This window comes from Salinimicrobium gaetbulicola, from assembly GCF_042676025.1.
Lineage (GTDB): Bacteria > Bacteroidota > Bacteroidia > Flavobacteriales > Flavobacteriaceae > Salinimicrobium > Salinimicrobium gaetbulicola.
The window spans coordinates 1-16,577 of sequence record NZ_JBHTJP010000035.1; the positions used below are offsets into that span (position 1 = coordinate 1).

A 16,577-nucleotide genomic window follows, 5' to 3' on the forward strand; every position below is an offset into this window, starting at 1 on the left:
TTATTATTAAAACGACAAGAAAATAATAAAACGTTGCACAACAATGAATAACACAAATTGCTCAATACCTTCCAAAAGTGACATTTTTGACTACCTTTAAAATTGACCTTTTAACTAACAAATTCGAGTTCCCAGGCCGCAACTTGCGATAATCGCAACCGTTAGGCAAAATTTCAGAAAATTCCAATAATGAAGAAAATCTTACTGACCTTGATCCTGCTTTCTACAAGTTTAAACTTCTATTCTCAATCTGATAAAGATGAGTTATTAGAACAAAATATTGAACAATTAGTTGAAGAATTAAAATTCATGTATCACTATGATCAAGCTACAAGAGAATATTTGTACTATCAAACATTTGATAAATCGATCACAGATAGCATTGAAAATTTAAGCGATGAATTAAAGAAAAACAGGTTAGAATTTACTCCGATAAAATCTGATAGCCTGGAAAACCAAATCTGGCAGAACTATATTACTCCAATGGATAAAATCCATACGGAGAGAATGATTGAAATAACAAAAAAATATGGCTTTCCTTCAGCAGAAAGATTGAAAAAATATTCGGAGGAATCAATAGATTTCAGCCCTCTGATATTATTAATTCATTCTCCATTTTCATATTCAGAGGATTTAAAGAAAATAGCTAAAATAGAAAAGGAACAAGGAAGATTGGAAAAATGTGATTATGGATATTTATTATGGCATCTAAATGGAAGATCTGATTTTCAACCAATGCTCGATAATGGTTATGAAATGATAAAAAATGAAGATGGAACTGTCAAACTAAAACCGGTAGATTGCGATTAGAAACTTTACACAACAACGGTTAACGAGCAAATTGCGGAGACCTTTCAAAAATGACATTTTTGACTACTTTTAAAATCAACAATTAAACTGACAAACCCGCGTCTCCAAACCCGCAACTTGCGTTAACCGGGAACGTTGCCCAACATTTAAAAATCTCATTTATGACCAAAAAAGATTTCTTTAGAATACTTATTAAGTTGTTCGGAATTTATGCGCTCATATTATCATTATTCACTTATATACCTTCTAATATTAGTTATATCACTTATCAATTTGAGCCAATTAATCTGATTTATGTTTTTGGATTCACTGCTCTAATAATTGGAGTTTATATTTTACTTATTCGCCAAACAGATCGGATAATAAACCTTCTTAAAATTGATAAAGGATTCGATGATGAAAGAATAATTCTTGGCGAATTAAACGCTGTTAAAATACTTCAGCTCGGACTTATAATTATTGGAGGATTTTTAATTATTGATTATTTACCAAATTTTTTAAACTATACTTTTTTAGCTTTTAAAGGTCAGGTATCGCCCAGCGGACTAAATTATATGGAACAAGTTCAGTTCGGATCACCAACTGATTATTTGAATTGGTTTGTTTCCGGATTTAATTTAATCCTGGGCTACTTACTACTGACCAACTATTTAAGAATAGCTAAATGGTTGAATAGAAAAGATAAAAACGTTGGGCAACAGCGGTTAACGAGCAAATAGCGTCAGATCCTTCTAAAATGACAGTAGAAGAAATAAAACTAAAGATAAAATGGTGGGAATCTAAAAGGTGGATTTTCAACCTCGTTGTTGGATTATTTGGTGCCTATGCCGTTTACGACGGACTTTCAAGAGAGGAAATTTATTGGTCTAATGCAGACCTGATCGGAATCCTTCTTTGGGGAATTGGAGCCAACATCTTTTATTCAGCAGGAATATTGGTCGAACTATTCAATTGGTATTACTTAAATAACAGGATCACTTTTGCAAAGTTCCGGATGATGTTTTTTATAGCCGGACTTTTATTTAGTTGCTTTTGGACTTTATGGTGTGGATGGAATTACTTTTCTAAACCTTTTCTATGGTAAAAAAAACTAACTACAACATCGGTTAACGAGCAAATAGCGGGAGATCTTTTAAAATGACATTTTTGACTACCTTTAAAAATACTATTTAATCGACAAATTTCGTTTCCCAGGCCCGCTACTTACGTTGACCGGGCGGGTTGTAAGCAATGCAAAAAACTAACGATTAAGAACATTGGATGGAGACAATAGTAACGATAATATCAATCATTCTTTTGCTCCCACTCCTTTCGGTCCCAGTTCTTCTTTTCATTGGAATAAAAAAATGGAAACGACCAAAAGTTAACTTTCCGACTTATTTGATGATTGGACTGATAATCACAGCAGTTATTTCAGGGACATTTGCGTGGTGGGCGGACTATTCTGACCAACTTTTAATGATTCATTACGGCTATGACTTTGACGCAATGAACGACACAGATCGATTTGAAAATGTGGTACTCCAGAATCTTGAAAGAGTAAAACAACTCGAAATTGGATACTTTGGAATCGGTTGGCCGTTACAAGCAATTATGACTTTCGTTTTCTATTCGCCATTCCTGGTAATAGTTTACTTGGTCGGGCATTTGATAACGAAAGCTAAAAGAAAAAATAAAGAACATGCGCCTAACAACGGTTAACGAGCAAATAGCGGAAGAGCCTTCTAAAATGACATTTTTGACTACCTTTAAAACTATAACTTAACCGACAAATTCACGTTTCCCAAGCCGCCACTTTCGTTAACCGGGAACGTTAGAGCCAATGTGAAATGACACAGGAAGAAATTATGTTTTTTGAACTAAAAGGAAGTGGAGACTTTCTCCGAATTGATGTAATCGGAATTGCTCTTCCAGACGTAGAAGACGACTGGGATCAAAAGTGGGTAAAATCAAAAGTATCTCTAAAAGCAGGAGGGTTCTCTGGACAATTTGATTGTGATTTGGTGACAACAGACTTTAAAAAATTTAGAGACCAGTTATCTGAACTTTACGAAAAGATGAACGGAGTTGCCCTTTTTGACACCCTAGAAGAACAAATTTATCTCAAAATAAAAGGAGACGGAATCGGACATTTTAAAGCTGATTGTAAAGTTATGGATAGTATTGGAACAGGTAACGCTCTTGAATTTAAGTTAGAATTTGACCAAACCTTTATCCCTCAAATGATAATCCAACTTGACGATATAATGCGGACTTTTCCAAATTCCGCTAATCAAAAATAGCACCTGATAAAAAAAACACAGGCGCTAACAACGGTTATCAAAAACGGCTTTTTTGAGAGATATTTTCCTACATTTATTTCCACAAGAAAAATCGTTTCCGCCCAAAGTGCCATCTTCCCTACTCGCCACTTTTGTTAACCGGAGACGTTGTACACAAAATCTACGCAAACATGAACAAAAGAATATTCCTTTTAATTTTTTCTGTAGTAACAATATCCTGTAAGTCTCAAAACCATTTTAATTATTCTAAGGGATTTTCTGACTGCTTATCCAACAAGGACATAGAACTTTTGGACAAAGCAACACAAATATTCGAACAGAAATTATCTGAATATTATGGAGGTAAAAATGCCAATGAAAACTTTATGTTGTACCTAAAGGATTCGGGTTCGATACCTCCCTCATTAAAACCTCCCAAATTTTATTACAACCATGAATCTTTGGAGATTATTCAAGAATTGAAACGCAATGGAACTTATGAAAAGATATGGAGAGATTATGACCCCGATGATTCTTCAGAGGATAATATTGAGATTATACAACTGGATGGATCTGATGAACCCGAAAGGAAACCATTAAAGATGGCCTTTCTAGATCCAAATGGTGATTATCTTGATTGTATCAAAAGATACTATTCCAATAAACCAATAAAAGAAGTCTTAATTATTCAATCAGAACATGGAGATATTGCTACTTCAGTTATCGCAAGTGTTTTAAAAAAGCAATTAAAAGAAAAAGATTTTGAAAATGGTTTAAATAAAGTAATAGTGGCTATCTCGTCGTACTATGAAATGACTATTCTACTTAAGAACAATCCGAAGCCTTGATACTGCAGCCAACATCGGTTATCAGCAAATAACTGGCATTTCAGTAAAATGTGATATTTTAGACAACAAGTAACAAACAACAAAGCCGACAAGAACGCGTCCCTACTCCACGCTACTTGCGTCAACCAGCGGCGTTGGCCACAAGCAAAAAAATGAAATCAACTAAGAAGAAAAACTACTTAAAAGGGAAAACCGTCTTTATAGTTTCAATGATTGTAATTCTAGCAACCTTCTTAACGGTGTGGCTGACTGGAATAAATTACAACAGAGAAATAACTTCTAATTTATATTTATCCCTCTCCATAATTGGTGTAATTCTATTTCTATTCATGACATACGGACTATATAAAGGAGTCGGATTAGAAGATGATTTTCCAAAATATAGAAGCTTTAAAAAAGGAGATCTATTTGGAAGTACTCATCCAGGAACAATAGAAACACCAGATACAGATGTGGGAGATGGAATTGCGGGCTTAATTTTATCCATTGTATTATGGATATTGGTAACAATCGCAATGATTATATTATTGATCCTATTGGAAGCAATTTTCTGGTTCTCTTTATTTATAATTATAATGATGCTTTATTGGGTCTTTTTCAGAGCTCTAAAATTAGTTTTTAGCAAATCAGACAAAACATTTGGAGACATTTTTTCATCTATCTCATATTCTTTGACATATACAATTCTATATTTAGGATGGATATATGGAATAGTTTACCTGACAGAAATTTTATAGACAAGCCTGTGGCCAACAACGGTTCATCGCCAATAAGCGGCAGAAATTTAGTGCAACCCAATAACCAGAACATCAATGGAACTAAAATCTTTTCCGACATTAACCACAGAAAGACTTTTATTGAGGGAAATTAAACTTTCAGACTCTGATGTTATACTTTTCTTACGCTCTGATGAGACTGTCACTAAATTCATTGAAAGACCTGAAAACAGAAAAACCAGGAATATCGCTGATGCCAGGAAATTCATAAAAGAAATAGATAAATACTTTGAAACAAACAGATCGATCACCTGGGGGATAACATTAAAAAATGACCCCGGGCTCATAGGAACGATTTGTCTTTGGAATTTTTCTAAGGATCATAAAATTGCTGAAGTTGGATATGATTTAGACCCTAAGTTTCAAAAACAGGGAATAATGAATGAAGCTTTAAAGGAGACTATCAGATATGCTTTTCAAAAATTGAAACTGGAAAAAATCGAAGCTTTTACCCATAATGAAAACCATGATTCGAAGAGATTGTTAGGAAAAAACGGATTCCGGTTTGTTGAAAATAGAAAAGACCTTAATAATGAATCCAATGTTATTTTTGAACTTAATTCCTTTATGTAAAGAGTCAGACTAAAAAACAAATGACAATAGGTATTTCAAAAACATCAGTTATAAAAAAAGGAACCCAAATGGGTTCCTTTACTTTTATGTTTTAATTCACTTATCCTCTGGTCAACCAACCTCTCCTACTTGCCGTTGCAATAGCATACGGAGTGATCCAGAACAATCCGAAGGTGTAAAGGATGCTGTATGAATAAGCCCAGAAAGATTCTGATAATTTATATCGCTTCGCATAGAACAGTACCGGGAAGCTGGATAATATCAATATACTTAATAGCGTAGAGCTAATGAACAACACCGGATGCATCGAAATAAAGAACAGCATCAGCAATATTGAAGGGTAACTCATGACTAACTTTATTACCTGGTTAATGAACAGTATTCGTGATCCGGCCTTAGAACCTTCTCTGAAGTCTGTAAACACATACTTCGCCATTGCCAGGTTTTCACGCACGTTACTTCGTCCCCATCTAATGAACATCTTATATAGTCCGGTATATTTCTCGGGAACATTAGTAAAGGCGTAAGCGTTTCTTTGGAAAAGAACATGGTATCCCTGCTTCAGGATCATGTTCGTCATGGCTCTGTCCTCCCCAATATCTGAAGGTTGCCCCATAAAGGTCTGGTTGATCCACTCATCGAGACATCCAAAAACAGCATCTCTTCTATAGGCAGCAAGGGCTCCGGGAGTACACAATACCGATTCCAGGCTACTTTCAGCAGAACGAACAAATTCAAAGCTCAACACGAAACTCACATCGAGCATTTTAGGCAATAATGCCTTTTTTCCGTTATTCAGAACACGAATGTTACCGGCTACCGCCCCGCATTTCTCATTCACTACGAATGGGCTTACCAGGTTACGCAGTGTATCTTCAGTAACTTCAGAATCACTGTCTACAGTCACGAAAACCTCACCGGTCCCAATATTAAAACCACGGTAAAGAGCATGACGCTTTCCTTTATTTTCAGGCTGCTGGTAGATACTTACACGGTCACCAAGACTTTTCTTGGCTTCCTGCATCCAATGCCAGGTATCATCCTTACTCCCATCATCAATGGCCAGCAACTGTAGTTTTCCAGCAGGATAATCACTCTTTGCTAGGCTCATCAAGGTTGCCCACACTTGTTTACCTTCATTATACGCCGGAACGATCACCGTACAGGTAGGCAACTCTTCGTTAGATACAGACTCTACGGGCTTATAGCGGAAATATAGATACAGGTTATAAACAAAGAATCCGGCTTTGAACAAGAATAGTCCTCCTGCAATGATGAAAAATGCCATCCCCCAATTGGAATCCAGCTTTTCCATGTGATACCTGTCAAAATCATTTTGCAAAGCATACACCAGGTAGGCAGCGCCCATGAGAAGAACCAGGCTGCTTGCTCTTACTAAAATTCCTCTAAGATCTCTTTGCTTTTTAGGTTTAATGGATTTATTATTCTTTGTATTCGCTTGATTTGAAGCTATTGTTTCACTTTTCATTCTTATGCTGTGTTTAGTTTGTTTGTGCCGGAACCGCATCTTTCGTTCTACATTGGCTCCTGCCCTCAATAAGCAATCTGTGTACCAAGCCTAAAAAGCCAACAAACAGAGGTGTTTATGAGTTGTTTTAACCGAAAACTGGGGAATTATTCCACAGCATTTAAGGGCGATTACCCAACTTCAGCTAAACACGCGCAATATTAGCCAAAAAGATGATTGGTTGTAGGAATTAAGAACAGATAAGTAAGAATATTTAAGGAGTATGCTTCCACCCATTTTTCAAGCAAATTTTGAGTTTATTAAAGAATTACTATTTTAACAACCAGAAACATGGTTTTCCATCAAATCAATCTGAAATTATCATGAAAAAAATCACTTTTTTACTTCTTCTGGCAATAGCATTCATTTCCTGTACTGCAGATGACAAACTTAAGATAGACAGTTCAGAAATTGTGGGCGTCTGGAACTGGACCAGTACTGATGGAGGTATGGCTTTCAACATTCACGAAACTCCCCAGTCTACCGGAAATGAATATCAGTTAATTCTAAATTCAAATTATTCTTATTCCCTTCTTGAAAACGGGAACACAATTTCCAGCGGCACATTTGAATTAAGTATGAGAGAGTCTCAATTATTCAATAGAACAAGTAAATTCATCACTTTCTCCGGAGACATAGAAGAGGCTGATAATTTGGTCCTTAATGGAATGATCACCAGAACTGATCAGGAAACATTAACTATCGCTAATGACTTCCCAGACGGGATTGGTAGTACATTTTCAAAAATAGAATAGGTTCTTCAAAGATTATTTAGTCTCACCCGCAGCTACGGGCTCAGGTTCTTCAAACACATTTTCACTTTCTGAGAAATCAAGGGTTTCGGCCTCTTCAACGTATTTAACGATTTGGTCCAGACCTTTTTCAAGCATGAGCTCTGTGGAGAATTTTCGGCTGTTCGCCAGGACCAGCCCGCCTTTAGAGATCCTAAAAAAATGCTTTCCGGATTTCTTTTTCCTGGTAATGGTAAAATCTGAGAAGTTTTCTCTAATCGCGTTTATTATTAATTCGCAATCAGATTTCTTCTTTAAGGAAAAGCTGGTAAAGATGGTCTTCCCTTTTCGGTTAGCGAATGTGAATTTAAATTCTCCATTAAATCTCTTACTTATAACAAATGCACTCATAGATATCCTCAAATTTTCAACGCCTGCAAATCTAAAAAATCTGCTATATGCAGCAGTTCGCTGTGAAAATATCTATTGAAAAGTTATTAAGAATTCGATTTGATAAAATGGATTTCCTTCAATTTTCAGGCCCGGATCAAAGCATGAATTTCACCTCAATTTAAACCCTTAATAATTTGAAAATCATAACAATATTTATATTTTAGACAACTCTATACTTTTTGTCTTTTAGCCAACAGGAAACAGTCCCTACAATGTTTCTTGTTTCCTAAATGTATTCCTGCATAAGCCCAATGAGTGTATTGGCATCCTGTTCGCCACTTTGGCGCCACTTCATTTCACCTTCCTTATAGATCATTAAAGTAGGTAAGGTTTTCACTCGAAGTGCCTCGGCAAGCTGTGAATTTTTATCCACATTGATCTTTATGACTTTGCCTTTATCACCAAGTGCGGCCGCTACATCTCGTAATACCGGATGCATGGCACTGGAAGCGTCATTCCATTCTGTATAAAAGTCCAGGAGGACCGGAACGCGCAAGTCAATTAATTCACCAAATTTTGACATAAACCCAATTTTTAAATGAGCTGAAATGCCTGCGGAAAAATGACAGATTTCCGTGGGCTTTATCAAATATAGTGAAATCTTTAAATTATACGGGTTTAGGGCCTTTTCGCAGTTCAATGACCGATATTTCCGGCCAGATACCAACCCTTCCGGGATATGCTAAAAATCCAAAGCCCCGGTTCACGTTTAGGTAACGCCCGAACTCTTCATAAATACCTGCCCAGTTCTCATACCTATACTGCACAGGACTCCATTTAAACCAACCCGGGATCTCGATCCCGAACTGCATTCCGTGGGTGTGACCACTCAACGTAAGATGGTAATGCTTGGAATCCTTTTTGATCTTTTCCTGCCAGTAAGAAGGATCATGAGAAAGTAACACTTTAAAATCTTCATTATGCACACTTGACGCAGCCTTATCGAGATCTCCTTTCTTCTTAAAACCACCGGCACCCCAGTTCTCTACTCCAACCAAAGCGATGCGCTGACCGTTCTTTTCCAAAAACCTGTGTTCGTTCAACAGCAGGTCCCAGCCCATTTCGGCATGCACCCCTTTTAATTCTTCCAGGTTTCGAGTTTTCGCTTCGGCAGATTCCCAGTTCACATAATCTCCATAATCATGATTTCCCAAAACCGAGTACACTCCGTCTTTGGCACGAATACTTCCGAAGAGCTCTTTCCAGTCTTTCATTTCTGAAGCCTTGTTGTTGACAAGGTCACCCGTAAAGGTAACCACATCACTTTCCTGCTCATTGATAAGGTCGATCCCGTATTTGATCTTTTCGGGGTTATCAAAACTTCCGCTGTGAACATCACTTATTTGCGTGATACGATATTTATCGAAGGCTTCCGGAAGGTCGTCGAAATACAACACATATTTAAGCACCTTGTAATTGTAACGTCCCTGGTACATTCCGTAAAGAAGGGATGCGAACGGAATGGCAGCAATACCCAATGCGATCTGGCTAATGAATTTTCTCCTGGAAGGGACAGAAAAATCAGAATTAGAGTGTGCTAATTTATTAGCTCCGCCCACGATCAGTCTCACAAGATCCTCCCCAAAAAGAAGAAAGAACATGATCAATTTAGGCACAAAAAAGGCCAAAAAGAAACCTACGGAATAACTGCGTGCACCCGACCAACCTTCATTGCCGGGACCTACAAACTGATATAAAAGATTCCCCAGCGCCAAAAGTGACAAAAACAGGTAAATGTAATAGATCCAGTTGTGACGTGTGATCGTCTTAAAAGCCTGATAGGCGTAAATGTCCAGAACTACATAAATAATCACAAAAATGATCCAGCGCATGAGCAATATTTTTTTCGAAGATACTTCGGCAGCTGTTCATTAACCCTACTTTTTTAGTGGAATTAATTAATGAACCTATAGCTTCTTTTTATCAACGGGAACAATAATAGAGCCATGAATAAAAATATCCCGGAATGTAAAAACTACTCCCCGGCTTGAGATTGGAGTTTTAAGAACGGGGCTCGTGTTTTTTAGCCAGAACTTCGTAGTTTTGGGATCCTATCAAAAACACAAAAATGGCTAAACAAAAGCGACTTTTTCTTCTCGATGCATACGCCCTGATCTTTCGTGGGTATTACGCGTTCATAAAAAATCCGCGTATCAACTCAAAAGGACTGGATACCTCTGCGATCATGGGGTTCACCAATTCCCTTTTTGACGTAATACGCCGCGAAAAACCAGATCATCTGGCTGTATGTTTTGACAAAGAAGGAAGCGCCGCAAGAACCGAAATGTTCGAGGCGTATAAGGCGCATCGTGACGCGACTCCTGAGCCAATCCTTCAGGCCATTCCCTACATTCAGAATATTTTAAAAGCCATGCATATCCCGGTGGTCGTTCTCCCCGGATGCGAGGCAGATGACATCATAGGCACTCTGGCTAAACAGGCCGAAAAAGAAGGCTATAAGGTTTTTATGGTCACTCCAGATAAAGATTTCGCACAGCTGGTTTCTGAAAACATTTTCATGTACCGCCCCGCAAGAATGGGTAACGGAATTGAGATCTGGGGAATACCTGAGGTTCAGAAGAAATTTGAGGTAGAAAGGCCCGAGCAGGTTATCGATTTCCTCGGAATGATGGGAGATGCCGTTGATAATATTCCCGGATTACCGGGGGTGGGAGAAAAAACCGCCAAGAAATTCCTGAAGGAGTTCGGAAGCATGGAAGAGTTACTTGCCAACACAGACAAACTGAAAGGTAAGATGCGCGAAAAGGTAGAAGCCAATGCCGAACTTGGAATCCTATCCAAGAAGCTGGCTGCTATACTTACCGATTGTGACGTAAAATTCCACGCTGAAGATTACGAATTATCCATGCCCGATTCAGAAAAGGTACAGGAGATCTTTGAAGACCTGGAATTCCGAAGGTTAAAAGATCAATTCCTGAAGCTATTTTCAGGAGAGCAGACCTCTGCGCCAACCCAGGTTACCAGTACTCCCACCGCTAAAGCTCAGGCTCAGCCTGCCGGGGCAGGACAATTCTCCTTATTTGGCGGCGAGGAGCCCGAAAAAATGGAATCCTTCAGCGGAAGAAAAACCCTAAAAGAGACTGCGCATATGTATCAGAGTGTATCTCAGGGAATGGCCATGCAGTTTTTCCTTCAAAATTTAGTGAAACAAAACTGCGTTTGCCTGGAGCTTACCACTACAGAACTTGACCCTATCACGGCAGAAGTGATCGGGATCGCTTTTTCATGGGAAGCCGGAAAAGGGTTCTACCTGCCGGTTCCGGAAGACAAGGAGCAGGCACAGTCTATAATAGATACGCTAAAACCCTTTTTTGAGGCGGAAAATATTGAGAAGGTTGGTCAAAACCTGAAAAACGACATTAAAACCCTGGCTAAATACGGTGTTGAGATCAAAGGTCCGCTCTTTGACACCATGATCGCCCATTACCTGATAAATCCGGATATGCGTCACGGGTTGGATGTACTTTCGGAAACCTATCTTAACTACACGCCCGTTTTCGTGGAAGACCTGTTAGGAAAAGGAAAGAACCGCAAGTCTATGCGAAGCATCCCACTGGAAGAGCAAACCGAATTCAGTGTGGAAGACGCCGATGTGATCCTTCAGCTGAAACAAAAGTTTTCACCTGAGCTGAAAGAGGCAAATACAGAAAAACTTTTTAATGAGATCGAGATCCCGCTCGTAAGAGTGCTGGCCGACATGGAACTGGAAGGCATCAGGCTGGACAAAGACTTCCTGAGTAATCTTTCCGAAGCGCTTGAAAACGACATTGAAAACCTCGAAAAGGGAATTTACGAGACCGCCGGGGAAGAGTTCAATATTGGTTCCCCAAAACAGCTGGGGATCATACTTTTTGAAAAACTGAAACTGGTCGATAAACCCAAAAAGACCAAGACCGGACAATATTCCACAGGGGAGGACATTCTTTCTACTCTGGCTTCCGAACACAAGATAGTGCAACAGGTATTGGATTACCGCGGACTCGTAAAACTGAAGAATACATATATCGACGCGCTTCCGCTGCAGGTGGAGGAAAGTACGGGCCGGGTGCATACAGAATACCTGCAAACCGTTGCTGCCACCGGAAGACTAAGTTCCAATAACCCGAACCTTCAGAATATACCTATCAGGACAGAAAGAGGTCGACAGGTGAGAAAAGCGTTCGTACCAAGAGATGAAAACCATGTGTTACTGGCCGCCGATTATTCCCAGATAGAATTACGGATAATCGCTTCACTGAGCCAGGAGGATAACATGATAAAAGCGTTCAAGGAAGGACAGGATATTCACACTTCCACAGCGGCCAACGTCTTTAACGTACCTATCGAAGAGGTGACCCGCGAGCAGCGAAGTAATGCCAAAACAGTGAATTTCGGGATCGTGTATGGAGTTTCAGCCTTTGGACTGAGCAACCAGACAAATCTTTCCCGCAGCGAATCAAAAGATCTTATTGACACCTACTATAAGACCTATCCAAAACTCAGAAATTACATCAGTGACCAGGTAGATTTCGCCCGCGAACATGGATACGTTCAAACCGTACTTGGCAGAAGGCGTTATTTAAGAGATATCAATTCTCAAAATGCGATGGTGCGCGGTGCCGCAGAAAGGAACGCCGTGAACGCCCCTATCCAGGGAAGTGCAGCCGACATCATCAAGCTGGCCATGATCAATATTCATAAAAACCTCAAGGAAGGCAATTTCAAGACCAAAATGTTACTGCAGGTGCATGATGAATTGGTTTTCGATGTATACAAACCCGAACTGGAAGAGATCAAGACCCTGGTAAAATCTGAAATGGAGAATGCCTTTAAAATGGATGTTCCGCTAGAAGTCGATCTTGGAACCGGTCTTAACTGGCTGGAAGCCCATTAAAAAAACCGCATAAAAAAAGCCCTTTTTGGAGAATCAAGAAGAGCTTTTTCTTTGGCTAAATAATCTTATAATAAGAACCTGTAGGTCGCCTTTATTAAAAAGGTATTCTGCGGTTTTTGTCGCAACAGCTGGTTATCAACTATTCCGCTGAAATCATTATTAACATCTCCCATTCCGTTAATCCCCTGTGACCATACGAGGAAGATCTCAGACCCCGGTATGTATTCCCAACGGGCCACCAGGTTAGACCTGTATTGTACGAAAGCGAAATCAGGATTGGAAACCGTATAATCGGTTACATTATCCCTGTTCTCATCTATAAGATAACTTCCGTTTTCCAGAGAGATCTGGTCATCACCGTACCATGATACTCGATCGTTCAGGTCTTTAGCAACTGGGTCTACCACATAATTTAGGTTTGAGTAGTTCGCCTTGAAAATAAATGGCTGTCCATAATACTGAATGGTAAGGTTTGGATTAATATTATAGTTCAGTCGCAAGGTCGCGCTCAGGGTTTCCTGGTCGATTGCACCTAAAATATACCGGGCCGAATTGTTGAAAGCCTTCTCTGCCACATATTGAGTCCTATTCGGATTTTTCTCATATTCCAGGTCAAGGGACAGACTCAGGGAATTAAGAGGTTGATATTTCATGCCGACAACAAAACGGTCCAGGCTGAATTGATTTTGAGTGGCTTCGGAATGTACCCATCCAAATTTGGTTGCCAGTTTTTTCCTTTGATCACTTCCGGAGAAAATAAAGAAGTAGTTCTCTTCATTAAACCTCCATCGAGGTCCTCCTCTAAGAAAAGTATTAGTAAAGATGCGGGGTTTATGAGCCGCTCCGCCTTCACTCCACCAGTTATTCTTATAATTCACAAAACCAACCACCTCATATTGCACCCGGTTGTAATTTCCTTCAAAATCAAAGGATGTATGCTGATTTAACCCAAGCACCGCTCTCCTGAACCAGGATGTGGGCTTGGTGAACATTCTGCGAACAGTTAAATACTGCCTGATGTCATCTGCCTGGCGAAGGAATCCAATATCATTTAGTTCCAGCTCCGGTGAGATCCACTTACCTCCCAGCTTATATTGCCAGTCGCCTCCACCCATTCGCCCATATTCCAGCCGGCCTCCGGTCCCGGTAAGGGATGTTCTTTCAGGATCTACTTCCACATGCTCTGCATCAACTCGTTGAAATAAATGCACGATGGAGTTCTGAGTGCTGGCAATAGCTTCGGAATTTCCTTCTACCCTGCTCAGAACACCGCTTCCTGAAAGGTAATATTTCCTGTCCTTCCAGGTGTGTTTAAAATCAAGTCCGCCTGAAAAAGCACGGGTATGCAAAAAGGAAACTTCCTCTTCCATGTTTCGGTTTGTTGCGGTAAAAATTCCGCCCACATAACTATTCCTTTCATTCAGGTCTTTTTGAACTCTTCCCACCAGGTAATTGGTCAAAGGTTCCACCAGCCTTTCGGCTTCTTCGCCCGAATCGGTCACAACATCTGCGAATTCCCTTCCAGTAACAGATTCCAGCACCCCTATGGTCCATCCGTTTTCGGTCTTTCCGCTGAATTTTGCCGCACCTAGAATCGTAGTGTTCTGTGGCTGGTCTACATAAGCGGTATTTGGCCCCGAAGCACTTCCCTGGGGACTCCTGCCTATTCTTCGGGAAAAGAATAGATTATCCTGGCTGTCTGCAAAAGCATAATTGAAGACACTTTTATTTTCTACGAAGAAAGGCCTTCTTTCCTCAAAGAATATTTCAAATCCGTCTAGAGAAACAGCTCCCGGATCGGCATCTACCTGCCCAAAATCGGGATTTATAGTAAGGTCTACCGTTAGGTCGTTCGTTATTCCGATCTTGGCATCCAGCCCGGCAGTAAACTCCCCGTCTCTTCCATCTTTAAAAGGATTCCCCTGTTGCTCTTCATATGAATCATATTTTCCCACGGTATAAGGCTGAATCTCCAATTGCTTTTGAGGCTGCAAACCTTTTAACCCTCTCAATTCTCCGAATGAACTTACCCAGCCGGTAGGATTTGCAGGAACCGGTTGCCAGGTGGAACGTTCCTCTTTATTAAAATATCTTCTGGTGGCCTGGATTCCCCATACCTGGTCCTGTTCAGCGCTGAACCTTAACTGACTTAACGGGATCTTCACTTCGGCAGTCCATCCATCATCATCGATATTGGTCTTTAAATACCAGATAGGGTTCCAGCTGGGGTCAAACTGACCATTATTGGAAATGAATTCATCCCCTTTCACCCCACTGGCAGAAATAGTGAACGAAAAAGCGGTACGATCGTCATTGTAACTGTCAATATTCAGCTCCACCCAATCACCTGGAAATTCATCCCTTCTTCCCATTCTTTGAACGATCGTTTCAGGATTTGGTTCAAAGCATTTAAAAGCTACATAGAGATTTTTAGCGTCATAAAGGATCTTCATCCTGGTCTGCTGGGTAGGAGGCGTATTGTTATCGGGTTCGAATTCCACAAACCCGGAAGTCCAGGCAGCTTCATTCCATGTGGAATCGTCCAGGTAGCCGTCAATTTTTATAGCTTCTTTTCCTTCCACGGAAGTAGTGGTATAGGAACGTTTCGCGAAATCAAAATTTAATTCCGGCTCATTGCTGACCTGTGAAATTGATTGCTGGGAAATTACAGTACTCAAAAGGAGTACTGCTCCTGCTTTAAAATAATTCATTGCTCGTTTTCTGGTTGATTTGTTTAATAGACTGCAGAAAAAGCAATTTGTGACAAAAAAATTGAACTTTTTGAAATTTTTGAGTCGTTTGGAGCATAATTCCTGAGATTAACCCAAGAAAAAAGCCTTCGGAAAACTCCGAAGGCTCTAAGTATTAAGGGGGGCAAAAAAAGGTCTTATTGTTTTTTATAGATCATTTCAATTCTATTGATCGAAGAAACCGAAGTGTTCCCCGGATCTTTAACCAGTTCTTCAACTTCATAATCTTCAATAGCCACATGCAGGTACATTGCACCGTCTACAGTACTTAGACCAATAGTCTTTGTGAAAGTTAAAGTAGTTTCACCACTTTGAAAGCTAACCGAAAGTTCATTACCGGCTACCTCATAGGTAGCAGCATAATCACCTTCTCCATCACACTGCATTTCGCCATCAACAAAATTCAATCTGGCCTGGTGAGCTAAAACTCCACCTTCGGCATTGAAATTAAAGAACAGGTTGTCAAAACAAGTGGTCTCTTCAAGAATATTTGTGTTACTGGTCCCGTCTGCATCAAGGTCTACAGCAACATCAGAATTCATGGCTTTGATCTTCCAGGTTCCCACTAGATCATTCTGGCGGATATCCTGCTTCTCAAAAACGTTTGTTGTAGAGTTCAGGGAGGTCATTTCATCGTTCACAGATTCCGAAGAACAACTCACCAAAAGGGCGGCAGTAATGGTCAAAGCAAATAAGTTCAGGGCAATTTTTTTCATTATATAAATAATTAAGGTTCTGATATTTAGGAGTGACAAACATACAATGGAAAAAAATATTTTAGCAAAACTTTAACGTTAAAATTTCCTTTTGTCGGGGAATACTTACCTTTTAACGGAGAGAGCCTTAAAAACACCTATAAAGAGAAAAATTCAAATCCCGATCTATTCCGGGTAAAAAATAAAGTGAAATTCCATTTTAAAGAAGGAATGCAACTTAGGTTAAGAAAGCACTTT

The 16,577-nt window shown here is 39.6% G+C and carries 16 protein-coding genes; 10 read left to right on the forward strand and 6 right to left on the reverse strand.

The window, feature by feature from the left end:
* Positions 1-189: 189 nt before the first annotated feature.
* From ACFQ1G_RS09280 to ACFQ1G_RS09315, 8 genes are all read left to right on the forward strand, one after another.
* Complete coding sequence (locus ACFQ1G_RS09280) at positions 190-810, forward strand: hypothetical protein (protein ID WP_380738879.1); 621 nt, start codon at positions 190-192, stop codon at positions 808-810.
* A 161-nt stretch (positions 811-971) separates the two neighbouring features.
* On the forward strand, positions 972-1,529 hold the full coding sequence (locus ACFQ1G_RS09285) for a hypothetical protein (RefSeq protein ID WP_380738881.1): 558 nt from the start codon (positions 972-974) through the stop codon (positions 1,527-1,529).
* A gap of 17 nt (positions 1,530-1,546) precedes the next feature.
* On the forward strand, positions 1,547-1,894 hold the full coding sequence (locus ACFQ1G_RS09290; RefSeq protein WP_380738883.1) for a hypothetical protein: 348 nt from the start codon (positions 1,547-1,549) through the stop codon (positions 1,892-1,894).
* Between the two features lie 176 nt (positions 1,895-2,070).
* Entirely contained in the window at positions 2,071-2,511 is a 441-nt protein-coding gene (locus ACFQ1G_RS09295) for a hypothetical protein (RefSeq protein ID WP_380738885.1), read from the forward strand.
* Positions 2,512-2,639: 128 nt separating this feature from the next.
* Positions 2,640-3,092: a WapI family immunity protein gene (locus ACFQ1G_RS09300; protein ID WP_380738887.1), complete on the forward strand. Its 453-nt coding sequence runs from the start codon at positions 2,640-2,642 to the stop codon at positions 3,090-3,092.
* A gap of 170 nt (positions 3,093-3,262) precedes the next feature.
* Positions 3,263-3,919 carry a hypothetical protein gene (locus tag ACFQ1G_RS09305; protein ID WP_380738889.1) on the forward strand — a complete coding sequence of 219 codons (657 nt, stop codon included), beginning with the start codon at positions 3,263-3,265 and terminating at the stop codon, positions 3,917-3,919.
* Between the two features lie 152 nt (positions 3,920-4,071).
* On the forward strand, positions 4,072-4,656 hold the full coding sequence (locus ACFQ1G_RS09310; RefSeq protein ID WP_380738891.1) for a hypothetical protein: 585 nt from the start codon (positions 4,072-4,074) through the stop codon (positions 4,654-4,656).
* Between the two features lie 75 nt (positions 4,657-4,731).
* Complete coding sequence (locus ACFQ1G_RS09315) at positions 4,732-5,268, forward strand: GNAT family N-acetyltransferase (protein WP_380738893.1); 537 nt, start codon at positions 4,732-4,734, stop codon at positions 5,266-5,268.
* 100 nt (positions 5,269-5,368) lie between these two features.
* On the opposite strand, the gene ACFQ1G_RS09320 is transcribed toward ACFQ1G_RS09315, so the two are convergent.
* On the reverse strand, positions 5,369-6,757 hold the full coding sequence (locus ACFQ1G_RS09320) for a glycosyltransferase (protein WP_380738895.1): 1,389 nt from the start codon (positions 6,755-6,757) through the stop codon (positions 5,369-5,371).
* A 362-nt stretch (positions 6,758-7,119) separates the two neighbouring features.
* On the opposite strand from ACFQ1G_RS09320, the gene ACFQ1G_RS09325 reads away from it, so the two are divergent.
* Positions 7,120-7,551, forward strand: coding sequence for a DUF6705 family protein (locus tag ACFQ1G_RS09325; protein ID WP_380738897.1), 432 nt, complete (start codon positions 7,120-7,122; stop codon positions 7,549-7,551).
* A gap of 12 nt (positions 7,552-7,563) precedes the next feature.
* Here ACFQ1G_RS09325 and ACFQ1G_RS09330 read toward each other — a convergent pair whose 3' ends face one another.
* The 3 genes from ACFQ1G_RS09330 to ACFQ1G_RS09340 form a co-directional block, all read right to left on the reverse strand.
* Positions 7,564-7,938 carry a DUF1508 domain-containing protein gene (locus ACFQ1G_RS09330; protein ID WP_380738899.1) on the reverse strand — a complete coding sequence of 125 codons (375 nt, stop codon included), beginning with the start codon at positions 7,936-7,938 and terminating at the stop codon, positions 7,564-7,566.
* Positions 7,939-8,206: 268 nt separating this feature from the next.
* A complete protein-coding gene (locus ACFQ1G_RS09335; RefSeq protein WP_380738901.1) occupies positions 8,207-8,503 on the reverse strand; it encodes a thioredoxin family protein in 297 nt (98 codons plus the stop codon).
* Positions 8,504-8,588: 85 nt separating this feature from the next.
* The gene (locus tag ACFQ1G_RS09340; RefSeq protein WP_380738903.1) at positions 8,589-9,812 is read right to left on the reverse strand and encodes a metallophosphoesterase; all 1,224 of its coding nucleotides are present in this window, start codon (positions 9,810-9,812) and stop codon (positions 8,589-8,591) included.
* Positions 9,813-10,048: 236 nt separating this feature from the next.
* On the opposite strand from ACFQ1G_RS09340, the gene polA reads away from it, so the two are divergent.
* Positions 10,049-12,874, forward strand: coding sequence for a DNA polymerase I (gene polA / locus ACFQ1G_RS09345; RefSeq protein ID WP_380738905.1), 2,826 nt, complete (start codon positions 10,049-10,051; stop codon positions 12,872-12,874).
* Between the two features lie 65 nt (positions 12,875-12,939).
* On the opposite strand, the gene ACFQ1G_RS09350 is transcribed toward polA, so the two are convergent.
* Positions 12,940-15,585 (reverse strand): DUF5916 domain-containing protein, encoded by a 2,646-nt coding sequence (locus tag ACFQ1G_RS09350; protein ID WP_380738907.1) that lies wholly within the window; start codon positions 15,583-15,585, stop codon positions 12,940-12,942.
* A 176-nt stretch (positions 15,586-15,761) separates the two neighbouring features.
* The gene (locus ACFQ1G_RS09355) at positions 15,762-16,340 is read right to left on the reverse strand and encodes a lipocalin family protein (protein WP_380738909.1); all 579 of its coding nucleotides are present in this window, start codon (positions 16,338-16,340) and stop codon (positions 15,762-15,764) included.
* Positions 16,341-16,577: the final 237 nt, after the last annotated feature.